At 71.4% G+C, this 18407-nt stretch carries 15 protein-coding genes; 6 read left to right on the top strand and 9 right to left on the bottom strand.

Annotated elements, in window-relative coordinates; translation table 11 throughout:
* Positions 1-47: 47 nt before the first annotated feature.
* Positions 48-1724, bottom strand: coding sequence for a thiamine pyrophosphate-dependent enzyme (locus tag ACIO3P_RS32455; protein WP_329826412.1), 1677 nt, complete (start codon positions 1722-1724; stop codon positions 48-50).
* Between the two features lie 476 nt (positions 1725-2200).
* On the opposite strand from ACIO3P_RS32455, the gene ACIO3P_RS32460 reads away from it, so the two are divergent.
* Genes ACIO3P_RS32460 through ACIO3P_RS32470 form a run of 3 tightly spaced genes read left to right on the top strand, consistent with a single transcriptional unit; the run spans position 2201 to position 4574 of the window.
* Positions 2201-3502 (top strand): MFS transporter, encoded by a 1302-nt coding sequence (locus tag ACIO3P_RS32460; protein WP_329826411.1) that lies wholly within the window; start codon positions 2201-2203, stop codon positions 3500-3502.
* Positions 3499-3888: a RidA family protein gene (locus ACIO3P_RS32465; protein WP_401786568.1), complete on the top strand. Its 390-nt coding sequence runs from the start codon at positions 3499-3501 to the stop codon at positions 3886-3888. The genes ACIO3P_RS32460 and ACIO3P_RS32465 overlap by 4 nt, the downstream gene beginning before the upstream one ends.
* Positions 3889-3890: 2 nt before the next feature.
* Complete coding sequence (locus ACIO3P_RS32470; protein WP_401850070.1) at positions 3891-4574, top strand: RraA family protein; 684 nt, start codon at positions 3891-3893, stop codon at positions 4572-4574.
* Here ACIO3P_RS32470 and ACIO3P_RS32475 read toward each other — a convergent pair.
* Positions 4571-6295, bottom strand: coding sequence for an acyltransferase (locus tag ACIO3P_RS32475; protein ID WP_401850071.1), 1725 nt, complete (start codon positions 6293-6295; stop codon positions 4571-4573). The genes ACIO3P_RS32470 and ACIO3P_RS32475 overlap by 4 nt on opposite strands.
* Before the next feature lie 183 nt (positions 6296-6478).
* Between ACIO3P_RS32475 and ACIO3P_RS32480 the strand changes: the two genes are divergently transcribed.
* Complete coding sequence (locus ACIO3P_RS32480) at positions 6479-8524, top strand: alpha-glucuronidase (RefSeq protein WP_401978249.1); 2046 nt, start codon at positions 6479-6481, stop codon at positions 8522-8524.
* Positions 8525-8552: 28 nt separating this feature from the next.
* Here ACIO3P_RS32480 and ACIO3P_RS32485 read toward each other — a convergent pair whose 3' ends face one another.
* From ACIO3P_RS32485 to ACIO3P_RS32505, 5 genes are read right to left on the bottom strand one after another with little or no spacing between them, the layout of a single operon-like run.
* Positions 8553-10589, bottom strand: coding sequence for a beta-galactosidase (locus ACIO3P_RS32485; RefSeq protein ID WP_401850075.1), 2037 nt, complete (start codon positions 10587-10589; stop codon positions 8553-8555).
* Positions 10586-11341 carry a hypothetical protein gene (locus tag ACIO3P_RS32490; RefSeq protein WP_401850076.1) on the bottom strand — a complete coding sequence of 252 codons (756 nt, stop codon included), beginning with the start codon at positions 11339-11341 and terminating at the stop codon, positions 10586-10588. The genes ACIO3P_RS32485 and ACIO3P_RS32490 overlap by 4 nt, the downstream gene beginning before the upstream one ends.
* A gap of 2 nt (positions 11342-11343) precedes the next feature.
* The gene (locus ACIO3P_RS32495) at positions 11344-12993 is read right to left on the bottom strand and encodes an extracellular solute-binding protein (RefSeq protein ID WP_329826404.1); all 1650 of its coding nucleotides are present in this window, start codon (positions 12991-12993) and stop codon (positions 11344-11346) included.
* Between the two features lie 34 nt (positions 12994-13027).
* The gene (locus ACIO3P_RS32500; RefSeq protein ID WP_329826403.1) at positions 13028-13900 is read right to left on the bottom strand and encodes a carbohydrate ABC transporter permease; all 873 of its coding nucleotides are present in this window, start codon (positions 13898-13900) and stop codon (positions 13028-13030) included.
* A gap of 47 nt (positions 13901-13947) precedes the next feature.
* The gene (locus ACIO3P_RS32505; RefSeq protein WP_401850079.1) at positions 13948-14967 is read right to left on the bottom strand and encodes an ABC transporter permease; all 1020 of its coding nucleotides are present in this window, start codon (positions 14965-14967) and stop codon (positions 13948-13950) included.
* A 214-nt stretch (positions 14968-15181) separates the two neighbouring features.
* On the opposite strand from ACIO3P_RS32505, the gene ACIO3P_RS32510 reads away from it, so the two are divergent.
* Positions 15182-16171, top strand: a complete 990-nt coding sequence (locus ACIO3P_RS32510; protein ID WP_329826401.1) for an acetylxylan esterase — start codon at positions 15182-15184, stop codon at positions 16169-16171.
* 110 nt (positions 16172-16281) lie between these two features.
* Here ACIO3P_RS32510 and ACIO3P_RS32515 read toward each other — a convergent pair whose 3' ends face one another.
* Together ACIO3P_RS32515 and ACIO3P_RS32520 are read right to left on the bottom strand one after the other, a co-directional pair.
* Complete coding sequence (locus ACIO3P_RS32515) at positions 16282-16875, bottom strand: fibronectin type III-like domain-contianing protein (protein WP_401850080.1); 594 nt, start codon at positions 16873-16875, stop codon at positions 16282-16284.
* The gene (locus ACIO3P_RS32520) at positions 16872-17099 is read right to left on the bottom strand and encodes a hypothetical protein (protein WP_401850081.1); all 228 of its coding nucleotides are present in this window, start codon (positions 17097-17099) and stop codon (positions 16872-16874) included. Before ACIO3P_RS32520 ends, ACIO3P_RS32515 begins: the two co-directional genes overlap by 4 nt.
* A 251-nt stretch (positions 17100-17350) precedes the next feature.
* Between ACIO3P_RS32520 and ACIO3P_RS32525 the strand changes: the two genes are divergently transcribed.
* The gene (locus ACIO3P_RS32525) at positions 17351-18388 is read left to right on the top strand and encodes a LacI family DNA-binding transcriptional regulator (protein WP_329826398.1); all 1038 of its coding nucleotides are present in this window, start codon (positions 17351-17353) and stop codon (positions 18386-18388) included.
* Positions 18389-18407: the final 19 nt, after the last annotated feature.

An 18407-nucleotide genomic window follows, 5' to 3' on the forward strand; every position in this document is an offset into this window, starting at 1 on the left:
CTTCCTCTCGGTGCGGGCGGTGAGGGTTCGGGGGCGCGGCCGTGGCCTCAGGCCGTCGCGGACGGCGCGCGCACGGACGGGTCCTGGAAGAGGTGGAGCACGGCGGGCAGACCGCTCGCACGGGCGCGCAGGAAGGCGCCGCGGAAGTCCCCGGTCGAGGTGACGGATTCGCCGAAGGCACCGTAGGAACGGGCCCAGGCGGCGAAGTCCGGGTTGGTCAGCCCGGTGCCCGACGGACGTCCGGGGTACGTGTTCTCCTGGTGCTCCCGGATCGTCGCGTAACAGCCGTTGTCGACCACGAGCACGAGGGGCGTGGCGCCGTACGCCACCGCCGTGGCGATCTCCTGACCGTTCATCATGAAGCAGCCGTCGCCCGCGACGGAGACGACCTCGCGGCCGGGGAAGGCGAGCGAGGCCGCCACGGCGGCGGGCACCCCCATCCCCATCGCGCCGTTGCGGGGTGCCACGAGCGACGCCGGGGCGCGGTGCGGCAGATAGCGGGCCGGCCACAGCGCGTGGTTGCCGGCGCCGAAGGTGATGACGGCGTCGTCGGTGAGTTCGGTGCGCAGGACCTCCATCACGGCGGTCATGTCCACGTACGGGGGCTGGTGCGCCGTGGCGGGAGGGGCCGCGGGCGCCGGGGTGCTGAAGCGGAGGTACGCCGCGCGGGCCGCCGCGAAGCGGCCGTCGTCCGCCCGCGCGGACACGGCCGCCAGGGCCGAGGTCGCGAGGCCGAGCGCGAGGTCCGGGGCGTGCGCCGCGACGAACTGGTCGACCCGGCCCGCGTGGCCGAGCGTGTCGCCGGGAAGGACCAGCACGGTTTCGGCGTCGAGACCGCGCCGGTAGCCGTCGCTCAGGACATCGGCGCGCGGAGCCCCGAGGAAGACGGCGAGATCGGCCTCGTCCAGCAGCGCCGCCGCGTGGTCCCCGCGGCCGTATCCGAGGGAGCCCACGAAGGCGTTGCCACCGTCGAGTTCGTGGGGCACCGCGTCGTACGCGCGGAAGTCGGCGACGACGGGGACGGAGCGCTCCGCCGCCCACCGGACGAGCGCCCGGCCGCTCTCGGCGGTCCAGCCCTCTCCCCCGACGACGACGAGCGGCCTGCGGGCCCGCTCGATCCGGCCTGCCAACTCCTTGAGCTGCGGTTCGGACACGTACGGCCGGGCCACGGGAAGCGGTGCGACGGTACGGGCCGTACCGGCGGAACGGGCGAGGACGTCCTCCGGCAGCCCGATCACCACGGGGCCGGGACGTCCACTGCGGGCGGTGTGGAGGCATTCGGCGACGACACGGGCCGCCGCGGTGGGATCGTCCAGGGTGACGACCTTCTTCGCCGTGCTGCCGAACCACCCCGTGAGATCGAACTCCTGGAACGCCTCCCTCCCCCGGTCCGGCACGGGTATCAGGCCGACGAAGAGGAGCAGGGGGGTGGCATCCTGGTAGGCGGTGTGGACGGCGATGAAGGCGTTCGCGGCGCCGGGGCCCCGGGTGACGAGCGCGACGCCGGGGCGTCCGGTCAGCCGGCCCTCCGCCAGCGCCATGAAGCCCGCCCCGCCCTCGTGCCGCGTCACGACCGTGGAGATGTCCGAGTCGTGCAGACCGTCGAGAACATCGAGGTAGGACTCCCCGGGAACGCCGTACACACGGCGGACGCCCTCCCGCTCCAGTTGGCCGACGATCAGATGACCGGCGGATACGGACCGTGGGGGAGATTCGACATTCACGATCGCTGCTCATTCCTTCTCGGGGCCGCGTTTTCCTTTCCCATTGTCATGAGCGACCCCGTCCGGGGCACCGGACGTACTCATCCGCATTGACGGCCGTACACGGTGCACATGCACACCGACGGGCGGGAGCATCCCCCGGTGACAGGCACACTGGTCAATTGAACAGCCGAGCGCAGTCAACGGTGTACGAATGCTCCTTGCGGCCGTCCGGGGCGCGCCACAAGGTTGACCAATCCATTCCGCGCAAGCAGAGCCTTCCGACGAGCCGTGCCCGAACGGAGCTTTCCATGACGCCCCGCGTCCCCGAACCCGCCCTCACCGGAACCGAGCCCACCGGACCTGCCGGCGCCGAACCGGCCTCATCCGGGCCTGCCACCACCGGAACGGCCGCCACCGGTCGTCCCGCCGGTCCTGGGCCAGGTCCTGGTCCAGGTCCCGGTCCTGGCCCTGGTCCCGCGTCCGATCCGCGGAAGATGCGCAAGATCGCCGTCGCGAGCGTGATCGGCACCACCGTCGAGTGGTACGACCTCTTCGTCTTCGGCACCGCCTCGGCGCTCGTGTTCGACCAGATCTTCTTTCCGCAGCTCGACGGCGCGGTCGGCACGATCCTCGCCTTCCTCACCTTCGCCTCCGCGTATCTCGCGCGGATGGTCGGCGCCGTCCTCTTCGGTCACTTCGGTGACCGGGTCGGCCGCAAGTCCATGCTGCTGGTCTCCCTCATGATGATGGGCGCCGCGACCTTCGCGATCGGCCTCGTGCCGGACTACAACACCATCGGGGTCGCCGCGCCCTTCCTGCTTCTCGCGCTCCGCGTCGTCCAGGGCCTGGCCCTCGGCGGTGAGTGGGGCGGCGCCGTCCTGATGACGGTCGAGCACGCGCCCGCCGACCGCCGCGGCTTCTTCGGCTCCACGGTCCAGGTCGGCGTACCGATCGGGACGCTTCTCGCCAACGCGGTCTTCCTGCTGGTGGCATCCCTCACGGACTCCGCCGAACTGCTCGCGTGGGGCTGGCGGATCCCGTTCCTGATCTCCGCGATCCTCGTCGGCGTCGGTATCTACATCCGGCTGAACATCGAGGAGACCTCCACCTTCCAGGCCGTCCGCGAGGCGGGGGCGAACGCCAAGATCCCGTTCTTCGCCCTGATGCGCCAGTACTGGCGCCAGGTCCTGCTGGGCGGCGTCGCGACGCTCTCCACGGGGTCGACCTTCACCCTGATGATCACCTCGGGCGTGAATTACGGGACGCAGGAACTCGGGCATTCGGAGAATCTGATGCTGTGGGTGGTCATGGCGTCCTGTGCCATCGCCTTCCTGCTGATTCCCCTTTTCGGTCATCTCTCCGACCGCTTCGGGAGGAAACCGGTCATCTATGCCGGCATCCTGGCGGAGGCCGTTCTCTCCTTCCCCTTCTTCTGGCTTCTCGACACCGGATCGGCGCCGCTCGCATTCGTGGCGTACGCCCTGATGACCGTCGCCTTCTCCGCCAACTACGGCCCCATCGCGACCTTTCTCGCCGAACTCTTCGGCACACGGGTCCGGTATTCCGGGCTTTCGGTCGCCTATATGCTGTCCGGTCTCCTGGGGTCCGCGGCGACTCCGGCGGTCACCGTCTGGCTGCTGTCCCTGACGGGAAACAGCTCGTCCGTCGCCTGGTACATCCTCGCGGCCGCCGGGGCCTCCCTGGTCGCTCTCTTCCTCCTCTCCGAGACCCGCTTCGGCAGCATCACCGAGGAGGGCGCCGGCACCGCGGCGCCGGAGGGTGAGGCCCGCGTATGAGCGGCGTCGAGCGCTTCGCGTCGGCCCCTGGTGTCCCGGCGGCCGTCGGACCGTACGTCCAGGCCACGTCGGCCGGCGGGTTCGTCTTCACCACCGGCCAGATCCCGGCGGCTCCCGGGGAGGCGATCGGTACCTTCGAGGACGAGGTGTACGCGACCCTGCGCCACCTCGAATCCGTACTGACGGCCGCCGGATCGAGTCTTCAGCACATCGTGAAGGTCAACGCGTACCTCAGCGACCCCGGCCAACTCGACACCTACAACCGGGTGTACGAGACCTTCATGGCCGGCCGGCGCCCCGCCAGGACGACCGTGTGCGTGGGGCTCTGGGGCGTCTCGATGGAGATCGACTGCATCGCCGTCGTCGCCTCGGAACAGGAGGTGTGACGGTGACGGTACGGACCGGGCAGGGCGCCGGCGACGACAACGGCGAGCCGGACGGACGCGACCGCCCCCGCCTCACCCGGCTGCTCGCACGCGCGGCGGGTGTCGATTTCCCGACCCTGGGCCACTTCCTGGAGGAGGGGTTCATGGACCTGTCCATCCGGCGGACCGGTCTCGCGCGGCGCATGATCGGAACGGCGGCCACCCTGGCCCTCGACGAACCGGACGCCGCGACGGTCAACCGGGCGATCATCCGGCTCCGGCCCGCGGAAGTCCTGGTCATCGACGCGCGCGGCCATCACACGCACGCGGTCGTGGGCGCGGTGACGGTGGCCGCCGCACGGGCCCGCGGCGCGGCGGGAATCCTCGTCGACGGGGCGGTCACCGACGTGGACGCGCTCCAGGACCCGCGGACCGGCCTGCCCGTCCACGCACGCGGCACCACCTGCCTCACCACCAAGAGGCTCGACGGCGAGAGGGGGCGTCGGCAGGTGCCCGTCGAGGTCGGCGGCGTGCGCGTCGAGCCGGGGGACATCATCCTCGGCGACGCCAGCGGAGTGCTCGCCCTGGCGCCGGACACGCTGGAGGACGTACTGCACCGGGCGGAGCTGTCGGACGGCGCGGAACCGGACCTGCTGCGCCGGATCGCCGAGGGCGTACCGCTGGAGGAACTCCTCCATCTCGGCTAGGAAGGCGCCAGGGCTCCGCTTCCACCGCCCCGGGGCCGCCCGGCAGGTTCCGGACGGTGGACGCCGCGCGGCCGGTAGCCCAGCCGGTCCGCCACGCCGACCAGATCGGCCAGCAGCCAGATGATCGCCAGCCACATCTCGGTGCCCTGCAGCCCCGGCTCCCGGCCGGGGCCCGCGCCTCCCTCCCCCGCCGGACCGAAACCGAAACCGGCCCCGTCCCGCCAGCGCCCCAGCGCGCGTGTCAACTGCTCCTCGGCCCATGCCCGTACCTCGGCCGCCCGATGGCCGGTCTGCCGCCCGGCGAGCCACAACGGATGCGCGACGTCCAGTACGTTGCAGGCGTTCTCCCGGCCCGCCGCGAACCAGCGCGGATCACGGCCGTGGTCCAGTACGGTGTCCAGGACCCGCTCCGGGTACGGCACCGCCAGCCCGAACTGCGCGAAGGAGCCGCGGGTGAGGCGGTAGTAGCCGTTGACCAGTTGCAGCCGTCCCTCGGCGGGCGAGGCGGCCTCGCCCCACATCCCGGTCCACGGATCCACCCGTGTGGTCAGCCAGCCGAACAGCGTCTCCCACGCGCCCGGGGCTCCGGCTCCCCACGCGCGGTTGCGGTGGGCGGCGGTCGCCCAGCAGTCCACCCAGGCGCCGGCCGACCAGGCCCGGGTCCGCCACGGCAGCTTCTCCAGCCGGGCGACGAGCTGTTCGGGCGTCATACGCGCCGCGGCGTGGACCGGGTGGGCGAAGCCGGAGTCCAGCAGCTCCAGGGCGTAACCCACCGCCAGGACGTGGTACTCGGCGCCGCCGTCCTCGACCCAGCCGTCGTGGGCGGGTGCGGGCAGCACACCGGGTCCGCCGTCGGGGGCCAGTTCCGGGACGAGTCCCTCGGTGGGGTCCTGGAGGCTCCGGAGCCGCTCGGCGTGCTCGGCGGCGGTCAGGTGCGCGGGCGGCGAGCCCAGCAGCAGGTCGGCGACCTCGACGGCGTCGCAGTGCGCGCGTACGGTCGCCGCGACGCCAGGACGGTCGCTGTACCGGCCGGTGCCGGCGTTCCAGCAGCGCTCGACGACCTCCGCCGCCTGTGCGCGGACCCGGTCGCCGAAGCGGGCGACGGCGTCACCCGTACCGCCCGAGGGCGCCCCGCCACGCGACGCGCCGGGCGCACGCCGGTCGCGCATCGGCCGGGCCGGGTTGCCGGCGGCGATCGTCCACGGTGCCAGGTCCTTGGTGACCACGGAGCCGGCCCCCACCACACAGTGGTCGCCGATCGTCACCCCGTCCAGGACAACGACGTTCGACCCGATCCACACGTCGTCGCCGACGGTGATCCCTTCGCTGCTCAGGGGCTGCCGGTGGACGGGCTCGTCGGGGGCGAAACCGTGGTTGAAGCCGAGCAGGGAGCTGTGCGCACCGATCCGCACACCGTCGCCCAGGGTGATCCGCCCGCGCACGGTGGCATACGGGTTGACGGTGCAGTCGGCGCCGGTCGTCACCTCGCCGGTGACATAGGCGTGCCCGGCGATGTAGGAGCCCTCGCCGAGGAGAAGGGCGTCCGGGAAGACTCCGGCGGCCCCGGAGACGAAGCAGCGCGGCCCGAACCGCGCGCCCGCGTCGGACAGGTGTCGCTGACGCGCGGCCTGCGCGGCGCGCTGCGCGGCGGAGGCGTGGCGAGGGAAGTCCCAGGGGCAGTAGTCGAAGTAGGCGTCCTCGAAGGACGGTTCCGAGTCCATCACCCCAGCCTATAGAGAGCGCTTACCGCGGGCCGTCGGCGCCCGCTCGGTGACGGCCCTCTCCCCACCCCGCCTCTCCCACGGCATACTTGGGCCCGCCCGCGCCCAGGAGGCTCAGTGACAGCGCCCGCATCCGAACCCGAACCCGTGCCCGTGCCCGTGTCCGTGCCCGTGCCCGTGCCCGTGTCCGCATCCGCATCCGAGCCCGTGCCCGTGCCCGAACTGCCCGGCGGTGTCGACCCGGCGTGGTTGCCGCCCGCGGTCTTCCGTCCCCTCGGTTCGCGGCGCACGCTGATCTCCGGTACGGGGCCGCTGGTGGACACGGTGCACGGCGAAGTGGCGTACGCCTGCGCGCGGTTCGGCGGTCGGGTGGCCAGAGGGGTGCGGGCGCCGGGTGTGTCGTACGACGTGGTGCTGGAGGTCGGAGAGGGCGGCGACCGGGACGCGCTCGGGGACGAGGGGTTCGCGCTGGTGCGGGCCGGTGGTGTCACCCGGGTGACGGCCGGGGGCCAGGCCGGGTTGCTGTACGGGCTGTTCCATCTGGTGCGGCTCGGGGAGGCGGCCTTCCGGGGCGAGCGGGCGCGTGAGACGCACCGCCCGGCGCTGGCGCTGCGGATGCTGGACCACTGGGACAACGTGGCCGTGCATCCGGTGATGGGCCAGGTGGAGCGGGGGTACGCGGGCGGTTCGCTGTTCTGGCGGGACGGTCTGGCGCGGTCCACACCGGAGGAGTTGGCGCGGGTGCGCTGGTACGGCAGGCTGCTCGCCGCGTGCGGTGTCAACGCGGTCGCCGTGAACAACGTGAACGTGCACGAGGCCGAGGCGCGTCTGCTGACCGATCGCGTCGGCGAGGTGGCCGCGATCGCGGACGCGCTGCGCCCGTACGGGATCCGGACGCATCTGTCCGTCTCCTTCGCCGCCCCCATGGGGCTCGGCGGCCTGCCCACCGCCGATCCGCTGCACGAGGCGGTGACCGACTGGTGGGCGGAGACGACCGGCCGGGTGTACGCGGCGATCCCCGACTTCGGCGGGTACGTGGTGAAGGCCGACTCCGAGGGGCAGCCGGGGCCGTTCGCCTACGGACGCAGCCACGCGGACGGCGCCAACCTGCTGGCCGGGGCGCTCGCCCCGTACGGCGGTACGGTGCACTGGCGGGCCTTTGTCTACGACCACCGGCAGGACTGGCGGGACCGGTCGACGGACCGGGCGCGCGCGGCGTACGACCATTTCGCCCCGCTGGACGGTGAGTTCGCGCCGAACGCGGTGCTCCAGGTGAAGCACGGGCCACTGGACTTCCAGGTGCGCGAGCCGCTCTCCCCGGTGATCGGCGCGATGCCGGGCACCCGCCTCGCGGTGGAGATCCAGGCCACCCAGGAGTACACGGGGCAGCAGCGGCACGCGTGCTGGCTCGGCCCGATGTGGAGCGAGGCGCTGCGGTTCCGCCCCGAGGGCGAGGGGCGCCCGAGCGTCGGGGAGCTGGCGCGCGGCGGCGGCCTGGTGGCGGTGTCGAACGCGGGGGACGACCCGTTCTGGACCGGGCATCCCCTCGCGCAGGCCAACCTGTACACGGTCGGCCGGCTGGCGTGGCGGCCCGACGCGGATCCGCGCGCCGTCCTGCGCGAGTGGATCGAGCTGTCCTTCGTGCCGGAGGAGACCGCCGGTCCGGAGCGGCTGCGCGGCGGGCTGCACGCGGTCCTGGACGGCTCGTGGCGTACGTACGAGAAGTACACGGCGCCGCTCGGCGTCGGCTTCATGGTGCAGCCGGGGCACCACTACGGGCCGAGCGTGGACGGCTACGAGTACAGCCCGTGGGGTACGTACCACTTCGCCGACCGGGACGGGGTCGGTGTCGACCGGAGCCGGGCGACCGGCACCGGGTTCGCGGGACAGTACGCGAAGCCGTGGGCCGAGGTGTACGAGTCGCCCGGGACCTGCCCGGACGAGCTGCTGCTCTTCTTCCACCATGTGCCGTACGGACATGTGCTGCACAGTGGCGAAACGGTGATCCAGCACATCTACGACACCCACTTCGAGGGTGTGGCGGAGGCCGAGGAGGCGCGTCGGGTGTGGGCCGGCCTCGTCGGCCTGGTGGATCCGGCACGCCATGCCCGGGTGGCGGAGCGCTACGAGGAGCAGGTGCGCGGTGCCCGCGAGTGGCGCGACCACATCAACACGTACTTCTTCCGGAAGTCGGGCGTGCCGGACGCCCGCGGGCGCCGGATCCACTGAACCGGCCACACCGCTGTCGTAAGTCCCCCTATTCCAGGCGCAGAACGCAGACCCCGCGCGGGTCCATCGTGAGCGTCTCACCGTGCTCGGCGCGTTTACCGGTGAGCAGGTCAACGGCCGTCGCGTGGAGGGTCACGGAGACCGGGTCGGGCGCGTGGTTGAGCAGGAAGAACAGGCGGGTGCCGTCGGGGGCGGTGCGGGCGGCGGTCTCGACCGAGGGGTGGCCGGTGTACGGGCCGACGAGTCCGTGGCGGGCGAGGACGCGGCGTACCACCCAGTCGACGCCCGGCTGGTCGAGCGCGGTCGCGACGTACCAGCCCTCTCCCCCGCTCCCGCCGACGGGGTGCCGGGTGACCGCCGGGGTGCCCGCGTAGAAGTCGGCCTGGTAGGTGCCGACCGGCTCGGCGCCGCGCGGCAGCACGATCTCGAAGACCAGGCGGGCGTCGGTGTGCAGGGCTTCGTCGCCCGTGCCGAGTACGACCGGGTGGGCGGTGTCGGCGGGGCGGGAGTCCCACTCGTCGACGCGGATGCCCATCAGGCCGGCCAGCGGGCCGGGGACGTCGGTGAGGAAGGCGTTGTCGTGCTCGTCGACCCGGCCGGAGAGGAAGGTCGTCAGGACGGTGCCGCCCCGGGCGGCGACGGCCTCCAGGCGTGGGGCGAGGTCGCCCTTGACCATGTGCAGGGCGGGGGTGAGCACCACGTCGTACGGGGTGAGGTCCGCGGTCACCGCGACGACGTCCACGTCGGCGCCCGCCGCGCGGGCGGCCCGGTAGTACGCGTGGACGACCTCCTGGTAGCGGACGAGGCGGGACGGCCCGTCCGAGAACTCCAGCGCCCACCAACTGTCCCAGTCGAAGAGGAGGGCGGTACGGGCCGGGGTGCGGGCGCCGAGCGCGACCGGCCCCAGCTCCGCCAACTCCCTTCCCAGCTCGGCCACTTCGCGGAAGACCCGGGTGTCGTCGCGTCCGGCGTGGCCGATGACCGCCCCGTGGTACTTCTCGCAGGCGCCGCGCGAGGCGCGCATCTGGAAGTACAGGGCGGCGTCCGCGCCGTGGGCGACGGCCTGCCAGGTGGCGAGCCGCAGCTCACCGGGGCGCCTGAGCGGGTTCACGTCGCGGCAGGCGGTGGTGGAGGGGGTCTGTTCCATGAGCCAGAAGGGCGCGCCGTCCTTGAGGCCGCGCGTCAGGTCGTGCCCGAGGGCGGCCCGGGTGGGCGGGGCGTCGAGCGGCGGATAGCTGTCCCAGGAGGCGAAGTCGAGGTGGGGCGCCCAGCGGTGGTAGTCCAACGGCCGGTACGCGCCCATGAAGTTGGTGGTGACCGGTGTGTGCGGGTCGTGGCGGCGGATCGCCTCCTTCTCGGCCCGGAAGCAGCCGAGGAGGGCGTCCGTGGTGAAGCGGTGGTAGTCGAGGGTGATGCCCTGGAAGGCGGTGTGGTCGGGTCCGCGCCAGTGCTCGGTGAGGGCGCTGGGCGGCTCGATCTCGTCCCAGCTCGTGTAGCGGTGCGACCAGAAGGTCGTGCACCAGGCGTCGTTGAGCGCGGCGAGGGCGCCGTGCCGCTCGCGCAGCCAACCGCGGAACGCCTCGGCGCACAGGTCGCAGTAACAGGCCCCGCCGTACTCGTTGTTGATGTGCCAGGCGAGCAGGGCCGGATGGGCGGCGTAGCGCTCGGCGACGCGGTCAGCGAGTGCGGCGGCGAGCCGGCGGTACGCGGGTGAGCTGGGGCAGAAGTTGTGGCGTTGTCCGTAGCGGTGGCGGCGGCCCTCGAAGTCGGTGCGGTTGACCTCGGGGTGGGCGCGGGCCAGCCAGGGCGGGAGTGCGGCGGTGCCGGTGGCGAGACACACCTGCCTCCCTTCGGCCGCCGCACGGTCCAGGACCCGGTCGAGGACGGTGAAGTCGTAGGTGTCCTCGGCGGGTTGGGTGAGCGACCAGGAGAAGACACCGACCGTGAGGGTGTCGATGCGGGCCTCGTCGAACAGCCGGTGGTCCTCGGCCCAGACGGGTTCGGGCCACTGCTCCGGGTTGTAGTCACCGCCGTAGGCGATCCTGCCGGTCTCGGGGGTGGTCATACGGTGAACTCCTCCTGGGCCTCGGTGGTCACCGGACGGATCGTGTGGAGCAGGCAGAGCAGCAGGGGGGCGGCGAGCAGGGCGGGCAGGGCCTCGGTGCAGAGCACGGTGAGGCCGCCGGCGAGGACGAGCAGGGAGGCGGTGCCGAGGGTGGCCGTGGCGTGCCGGAGCAGGAGGTACGCGGCCAGGCGTGCGGTGTCGGCGGCGCGGAACGTGAAGAGCGAGGTGAGCACCAGTGCGTACGTCCCCCACAGCACCGACACCAGGCCGGTGAGCGCCAGCAGCCAGGCCCACCAGCGGGGAAGGCCCGAAGCGGGGAAGTGGACGAGCGAGAAGCCGATGACGGAGAGCCAGCCGAGCAGCGGCGCCCACAGTGCGAGCACGGGCCCGGCGTTCAGCCGCCAGCCGCGCAGGTACGCGCGGGCCGGACGCAGCTCCGTGAGGTCCCGGCCACGGTGGTGCAGGGCGTACAGCGCGGCGGACAGGGCGGGGCCGAGCGGCAGCAGACAGACGGCGGCGAGCGGCAGGTTGGACGCGGAGCGGGGCAGCAGGAGCAGGGCGGCCAGGCCGGGTGAGGCGGTCGCGAGCACCATCAGCTCGACGGTGAGCAGGGTGTGGACCAGGGCGGCGGCGCGGGAGAGCGCTCCCGTGCCGAAGGTGTGCCGGCCGGCCGTTCCGGGCGGGCTCGTCGCGGGCGGGCTCGTCGCGGTCGGACGGTCCGGTCCGCGGTGGCGTGGGAGTGTGGCCGTCATCGTCAGCCGTTCTCCTTCCGGAAGCGTTCGTACGCCTTGTTGGTCACGTCGATGAACTGCTGCATGTTCTTGGCCTTCAGTTCGGCGACGTAGTCGTCCCACTCGGACAACGGGCGTCTGCCGAGGGCGAATTGAAGGGTGTTCTGCTTGACGTGGTCCCTCAGCGGGGTCTCCCAGAGCGTGGCCTGCTCCTGCTCCATGGCCTGGAGCGGGTGGGCGGGCTCGACGGGGAGGCGCTTGCGCCGGGCCATCGAGTCCTGGAACGTCGTCTCGTCCGGTGTGAAGGAGGAGGCGACCAGGGACCAGTTGCCGCCGTAGGCGAAGACCCCGTTGGAGAATCCGTAGTCCTTCTGGAGGTCCTTCTTCGCCTCCGGGTTCAGGCCCAGGACCTTGATGCCGTCGAGGGGCTGGTACCGGCCGGCTCCGGTCGTCGTGTACGTGACGTTCCTGACGCCCCACTTGGCGAATTCCTGCCCGGCGTCCGAGTACCACAGCCAGTCCACGAACTGCATCATCGCGACGAAGTTCTCACTCTTCAGGGCCTTGCTGGAGATCAGCATGCCGTTCTCCAGACGGCTGCCCGCCACCACGGGTCCGGCCGGACCGACCGGCACGGGGATCATCCCGATCGACGCGCCCTTGATCTGCTTCGCCAGGTTGGTGCGGTACTCGTCCGCCAGGACCTGCGGATTGCTGCTGATCACGAAGGACCTGCCGCCGAAGAGCTTCTGCTTGGCCTGGTCGTCGGACTGGGTGAAGCTCTCCGGGTCCACCAGGCCGTCGGACACCAGCTTCTTCAGGTACGTGAGCATCCGGCGGTACGCGTCCATGGCGCCGGTGAAGACGAACTTCCGCGCGTCGGCGTCCCAGGTGGCGTTCTGGTAGCCCCAGCCGCCCTTGGTGCCGTAGGACGGGGCAAGGAAGTTGAGCAGCGCCCCGCCCGGCTCGGGCTGGTTCCAGCGGTCCGAGAAGGGATACACGTCGGGGTGGGCCTCCTTGAGGCCCTTCAGCACCTCGTGGACCTCGTCCCAGGTGGTCGGCAGAGCGAGCCCGGCCTTCTCCAGTACGTCGGTGCGCAGGGCGAGGGAGTAGCCGACCCTCACCTTCTCGTGCAGGCCCGGCAGGAGGTAGTACTTGCCGTCGGACTGCCGGATGGAGTCCAGATCGCCCTCCAGCCCCCACTTCCTGACCTTGTCCCGGAAGTGCGGCATCAGGTGCGTGTACTCGCTGACCGGGAGGATGGCCCCCGAGGAGACGAACGCGGTCTCCGCGCCCGGATACGTCTTGGGGATGAGGAAGGGCGCGTCCCCCGCCCCGATGAGCAGGCCCCTCTTCTTCTCGTAGTCGCTGTACGGGACGGCGGTCGCCTTGAGTGTGACGCCGGTGCGCCTGGTCAGCTCCTTCCAGAAGAGCCAGCTCTCCTTGAGCGGATAGGTCGGCATGTTGTTGTGGAGGATGGTGAACGAGAGCGGCTCGGTGGCCTTGAACTGGTCACCCACTCCGTACTTCTTCATCGCGCCGGCCTGTTTCCCGGAGAGGTCCTTCGCGTCCGCGTCGTCCGCACCGCTGCCGCAGCCGACGAGCACGGTGAGGCCGGCGAATCCGGCGGCGGCGAGCAGGCTCCGCCGCGATAGCTGTCCGGAGTTCTTCACGATTGCTCCTCTGTTCCGAAGTCGGGGGTGCGCGTCAGCCCTTGACCGCGCCGAGCGTGACGCCGGAGACGAAGTAACGCTGGACGAACGGGTAGACGGCGAGGATGGGCAGTGCGGTGAGCAGGATCGTGACGGCCTGGATGTTCGCCCCCACCTGGGTGAGCTGTTCCGTCTCGGCGCCGAGGTTCCCGCCGCCGGTCGCGCCGGCGATCATGTTGCGGAGATAGACCGTGACCGGCATCAGTTCGGCCCTGTCCATGTAGAGGAAGGCGCCGAACCAGGAATTCCAGAAGGAGACCGAGTAGAAGAGCACCATCGTCGCGATCACCGCTTTGGACAGGGGCAGCACGATACGGAAGAGAATGCCGTAGGTGCTCAGACCGTCGATCTGCGCGGCCTCTTCGAGTTCGGACGGCAGGCTTTCGAAGAAGGCTTTCATCACCAGCAGGTTGAAGACGCTGATCGCGTTCGGGATCACCAGCGCCCACAGGGTGTTCTTCATGTCGAGGCTGGTGATGAGGACGTAGTTCGGGATCAGGCCGCCGGAGAAGAACATGGTGAAGACGGCGATGCCGATCAGGGCGTTGCGGCCCTTCAGGTGGTGTTTCGAGAGGACGTACGCGTAGCAGGTGGTGAGCACCATGGCGATGACGGTGGCCACCACCGTGTAGAGCACGGTGTTGCCGTAGTTCCGCCAGAACATGCCGTCCGAGACGACGAGGCGGTACGTGGTCAGGTTGAACCCCTCGGGCAGCAGGTTCACCTGACCGGCCCGGATACGGTCCTCCGCGCTGAGGGAGCGGGCGATGATGTTCACGAAGGGGTAGAGGGTCACGGCCACGACCCCGGTCAGGACCAGCCCGTTCACACTCTGGAAGACGCGGTAGCCCCGGGAGGGCTCGTGCACCGAGGTACGCGGGCGCGGAGTGCGGCGCCGAGGGCCGCCCGACACGGTCACCACAGGCTCGTCCCCACCGTACGACGGGAGAGCTGGTTCGCCGAGAAGATCAGCACCAGACCGATGACCGCTTCGAACAGGCCGATCGCGGCGGCGTAGCTGAAGCTGTTGGACTCCACGCCGGCCCGGTACAGATAGGTGGAGATGACGTCGGCGGTGGGGTAGGTCAGCGGGTTGTAGATCAGCATGATCTTCTCGAATCCCACCGCCATGAACGTGCCGATGTTGAGGATCAGCAGTGTGATCATGGTGGGGCGGATGCCGGGCAGGGTGATGTGCCAGGTCTGCTGCCAGCGGTTGGCGCCGTCGATCCGCGCCGCCTCGTACAGCTCGTCGTCGACGGTGGTGAGCGCGGCGAGGTAGAGGATGGTGCCCCAGCCGGCGGTCTGCCAGATCTCCGAGCCGACATAGACGGTACGGAACCACTCCGGCTCCTGGAGGAACGGGATCGCCGCGTGGCCGAACGTCCGCAGCGCGTGGTTGACGGGGCCGTCCGTGGCGAGGATCTGCATGGTGATGCCCGCGACGATCACGACGGAGAGGAAGTGCGGGAGGTACGACACCGACTGCACGAACCGCTTCAGCGCCCGCGTACGCACCTCGTTGAGCAGCAGCGCCAGCACGATCGGGATCGGGAAGCAGAACACGAGCGTGAGCGTGCCCAGCCACAGTGTGTTGGTGAAGACCTGCCAGAAGGTGGGGTCGCTGAGGAACATCTGGACGTAGCGCAGGCCCACCCAGTCCTCGCCCAGGATCGAACCGCCCGGCTGGAAGCGGCGGAAGGCGATCACGTTCCCGATCATCGGCAGGTAGCGGAAGACCAGGAAGAACAGCAGCGGCAGCACCGCCAGCGAGTACAACTGCCAGTCACGGCCCAGCGCCTGGCGCCAGGTGCGGCGCGCGGAAGGCAGCTCGCGGGGCGGGGGCTGTGCGTCGGCCGCCCGCCGCTCAGGGGTGCTGTGCGGCGGTTTACGGGTTCCGTCCGGTGGCGGGTCCAGTGCGGTGGAGGTGCTCATGCTCGGGCCTCCGTGGTGGGTGCGGGGTGGGTGGCCGGGCCCGGGGGCCCGGCCGCAGAGGGTGGTGGTGCGTGAGTACGTCCGGGTGCCCCCGTCGCCCCGCGCAGGGGGCGTCAACTCCCCTCGGGGGCTGTTACCGTCCTCCGGAGATGTTCGACGGACAGCGGAACGGCCGGACGGCTGTACGCCGTCCCCGACCGCCGTGCGAGGTGCCGTGCCCGCCTTCGATCTCCCCCTGGACGAGTTGCAGCGCTACCGGCCCGTGCTCGACGAGCCCGCCGACTTCGACGCCTTCTGGCAGGACACCCTGAAGGAGGCCGGCCGGCACGACCCCGTCGTGTCGGCGCGCCCCGTGGACACCGGCCTGCGGCTGGTCGAGAGCTGGGACGTGGCCTTCCGCGGATTCGCCGGCGAACCGGTGCGCGCCTGGTACACGCGCCCCGCCGGGGCGTCGCACCCCCTGCCCGCCGTCGTCGAGTACGCGGGGTACGGGCGCGGGCGCGGCCTCCCGCACGAACGGATCACCTGGGCCGCCGCCGGGTTCGCGCACCTCCTCATGGACAACAGGGGCCAGGGTGACCAGTACGGGTGCGGGGGTGACACCCCGGATCCGCACGCTTCCGCGCCCGGTGGCCCCGGCCCCGCCACGCGCGGCCTGCTCGCGCCGCGCGACCACCACTACCGGCGGCTGATCACGGACGCGGTGCGCGCGGTCGCCGCCGTACGCGCGCTGCCGGGCGTGGACGGCACGCGGGTGACCGCGGTCGGCAACAGCCAGGGCGGAGGGCTCGCGCTGGCTGTCGCGGGCCTCGTCCCGGACCTCGCGGCGGTGCTGGTGAGCGCTCCGCTGCTGTGCGGCATCCGCCGTGCGCTGGACCTCGCGGGCGCCGGTCCTTACGACGAGATCGCCGCCTACCTCGCCGTGCGCCGCGACGCCGCGGAGGCCGCGCTGCGGACGCTCTCCTACATGGAGGGGGCCTCCTTCGCGCGCCGCGCCCACGCCCCGGCGCACTTCGGTGTCGGGCTGCGCGACACGGTGTGTCCGCCCAGCGGCGCCTACTCCGCCTTCAACCGCTACGGCGAACTGGCCGGCCGCACACCGCACCGGGAGATGCACACGTACCCCTTCAACGGGCACGAAGGGGGTGACGCGGTGCACGTGCGCAAGCAACTCTCCTGGCTGCGCGAGGTGGTGGACGCCTGAGCGGGCGACGTACGCCCCAGGTTCCCCCGGCACCCTGGGCCTCCTGGGCGCCCTGGGCGCCCTGGGCGCCCTGGGCCTCCTAGGACGCCCAGGAGCTGGACAGCGAGCGTTCACGCCGATTCCTCCAAGGTCTCCGAGGTGTCCCAGGTGTCGGCCACCGACGGAGCGGAGACCGTGACCGTGCTGATACGGGGCTCCGTTCCGTCGACGTGGTGCACGGCGCCCGCGAGCCGGACGGTCTCCTCGCTGATCACATCACCGGCGTCACGCCGGACGCCGACCGTGATCGCCCCGGGTTCGACCAACCGGCGCCCGTCGCGGCCGGTGAACGCCAGCAGCCGGGTGGGCACGGCGAAGCGGACCCGGACGGACTCCCCCGGTTCCAGGAATATCCGCTCGAACGCCACCAGTTGGGCGAGCGGACGCGTGACGGAGGCCACCGGATCGGACGCGTACACCTGCACGACCTCCGCGCCGCCGCGATCACCGGCGTTGCGTACGGTGACCGCGCAGCGGATCACGTCGGCGACGTCGACCCGGCGTGCCCCGACCGCGAAGTCCTGGTAGGCGAACTCCGTGTAGCTCAGCCCGAATCCGTACCGGGCCGCCGGAGCGGTGTCGATACCGGTGACGGAACTCGCCCCGCCCAACGGCGGATGCAGGTAGCTGTACGGTTGGCCGCCGGCACCGCGCGGCAGGCTCATCGGCATACGGCCGGACGGGTTGACGCGTCCGCTGAGCACACCCGCGACGGCGCCCGCCCCTCGGAGGGATCCAGTGGCCCGGTGCCGTAGTGGCGGGTGATCCGGCCGAGGACCGCCGTGAGCAGCGGCAGCCCGGCGGCGGCCGGCGAACCGAAGGTGATCAGATCGGGGACGGTGACCCGGCGGCGACCGAGGCCGGCCACTTCGTCTTGGGGGGCAGACACGTATCACTTCTCCGCGTTCGGCGGGCCATCCCGCAATTCCCGGCACGTGGATCTCCGCAACCGACCGCAAGAGTTGCGGGAGATTCATGACGCGGACGCTAAGTCCGGGTAAAAACGGGTGTCAAGGAAGCTGTTGAGAACTCGCGGAACACGCGTTGTTTGCATGAGGAGTTGGCGGAATATTCCGCCAACTGTTGCGGGAATTTGCGGTACAGCCGTACCGTCAGAGCGCTCTACGAGAGGGAGCCGGCATGACCGGTCGGGCAACGATGGCGGCGGTGGCCAAGGCGGCGGGGGTCTCGATCTCCACGGTGTCACGGGTCCTTGCCGACAAACCGGATATCTCCGAGGAGACCCGGGGCCGCGTCACGCGGGCGGCGAAGGAAACCGGATACGTACTGCGCAAGGGGCGACAGCGGCCACAGGACGGCATCCTCGACGTTCTCATCGACGGAATCACCACGCCCTGGGCGGGGGAACTCATATCCGGAGTGCAGACCACCGCGTTCGGTCTCGGATACACCCTGGCGCTCACCACCACCGGCCATCCGCGTTTCAGCATCCGCGAATGGATCGCCGTCCGCAGGGCGCGCCCGACGGACGGTGTGATCCTCGTGCTCTCCCGCGCCCGCCACGACGAGATCGCCGCGCTGGCCGATCTGTCGGCGCCGCTCATCCTGCTCGATCCGGTGGGCACCAGCGAACCCACCATCCCGACCGTCGGCGCCACGAACTGGTCGGGCGGCGCCGCCGCCACCCGCCACCTCCTCGAACTCGGGCACCGGCGCATCGGGTTCATCGGCGGGCCCTCCGAGATCCAGTGCACCCGCGAGCGGCACGAGGGCTACCTCGCCGCACACCGCGAGTTCTCACTCGCCCCCGATCCCGCCCTCACCCGGTACGGGAACTTCCTCCTCACCGGTGGAGTCGCGCACGGCGCCGCGCTGCTGGACCTCCCCGATCGGCCCACCGCGATCTTCGCGGGCTCCGACGGGCAGGCCGCCGGCGTCTACCAGATGGCCCGCGCGCGCGGGCTGCGCATCCCCGAGGACCTCTCCGTCGTCGGGTTCGACGACACCACGATCTGCACGATGCTCGCCCCGCCGCTGACCACGGTCCGCCAGCCCCTGGCGGAGATGGCGGCGGAAGGGGTACGCCTCATCGCGCAGGAACGGGCGCTGCCCGGCTCGTCGCTGGGGCGGCGGATCGAGCTGGCGACCTCGCTCGTGATCCGGGACAGCACCGCACCGCCTCATGCCGTCGGGGGAAGGCCCCCGGTCCGCACGTGACCTCTTGGAGGAGACCGCG

It is taken from the genome of Streptomyces sp. NPDC087310 (assembly GCF_044744405.1).
Classification (GTDB): Bacteria; Actinomycetota; Actinomycetes; order Streptomycetales; family Streptomycetaceae; genus Streptomyces.

What these genes read in the sequence shown, in the direction of transcription:
- ACIO3P_RS32505 (WP_401850079.1), bottom strand. Translation starts at nt 14,967, where the DNA reads ATGAGCACCTCCACCGCACTGGACCCGCCACCGGACGGAACCCGTAAA.
- ACIO3P_RS32525 (WP_329826398.1), top strand. Translation starts at nt 17,351, where the DNA reads ATGACCGGTCGGGCAACGATGGCGGCGGTGGCCAAGGCGGCGGGGGTC.
- ACIO3P_RS32460 (WP_329826411.1), top strand. Translation starts at nt 2,201, where the DNA reads ATGCGCAAGATCGCCGTCGCGAGCGTGATCGGCACCACCGTCGAGTGG.
- ACIO3P_RS32490 (WP_401850076.1), bottom strand. Translation starts at nt 11,341, where the DNA reads ATGACGGCCACACTCCCACGCCACCGCGGACCGGACCGTCCGACCGCG.
- ACIO3P_RS32465 (WP_401786568.1), top strand. Translation starts at nt 3,499, where the DNA reads ATGAGCGGCGTCGAGCGCTTCGCGTCGGCCCCTGGTGTCCCGGCGGCC.
- ACIO3P_RS32475 (WP_401850071.1), bottom strand. Translation starts at nt 6,295, where the DNA reads ATGGACTCGGAACCGTCCTTCGAGGACGCCTACTTCGACTACTGCCCC.
- ACIO3P_RS32485 (WP_401850075.1), bottom strand. Translation starts at nt 10,589, where the DNA reads ATGACCACCCCCGAGACCGGCAGGATCGCCTACGGCGGTGACTACAAC.
- ACIO3P_RS32515 (WP_401850080.1), bottom strand. Translation starts at nt 16,875, where the DNA reads ATGAGCCTGCCGCGCGGTGCCGGCGGCCAACCGTACAGCTACCTGCAT.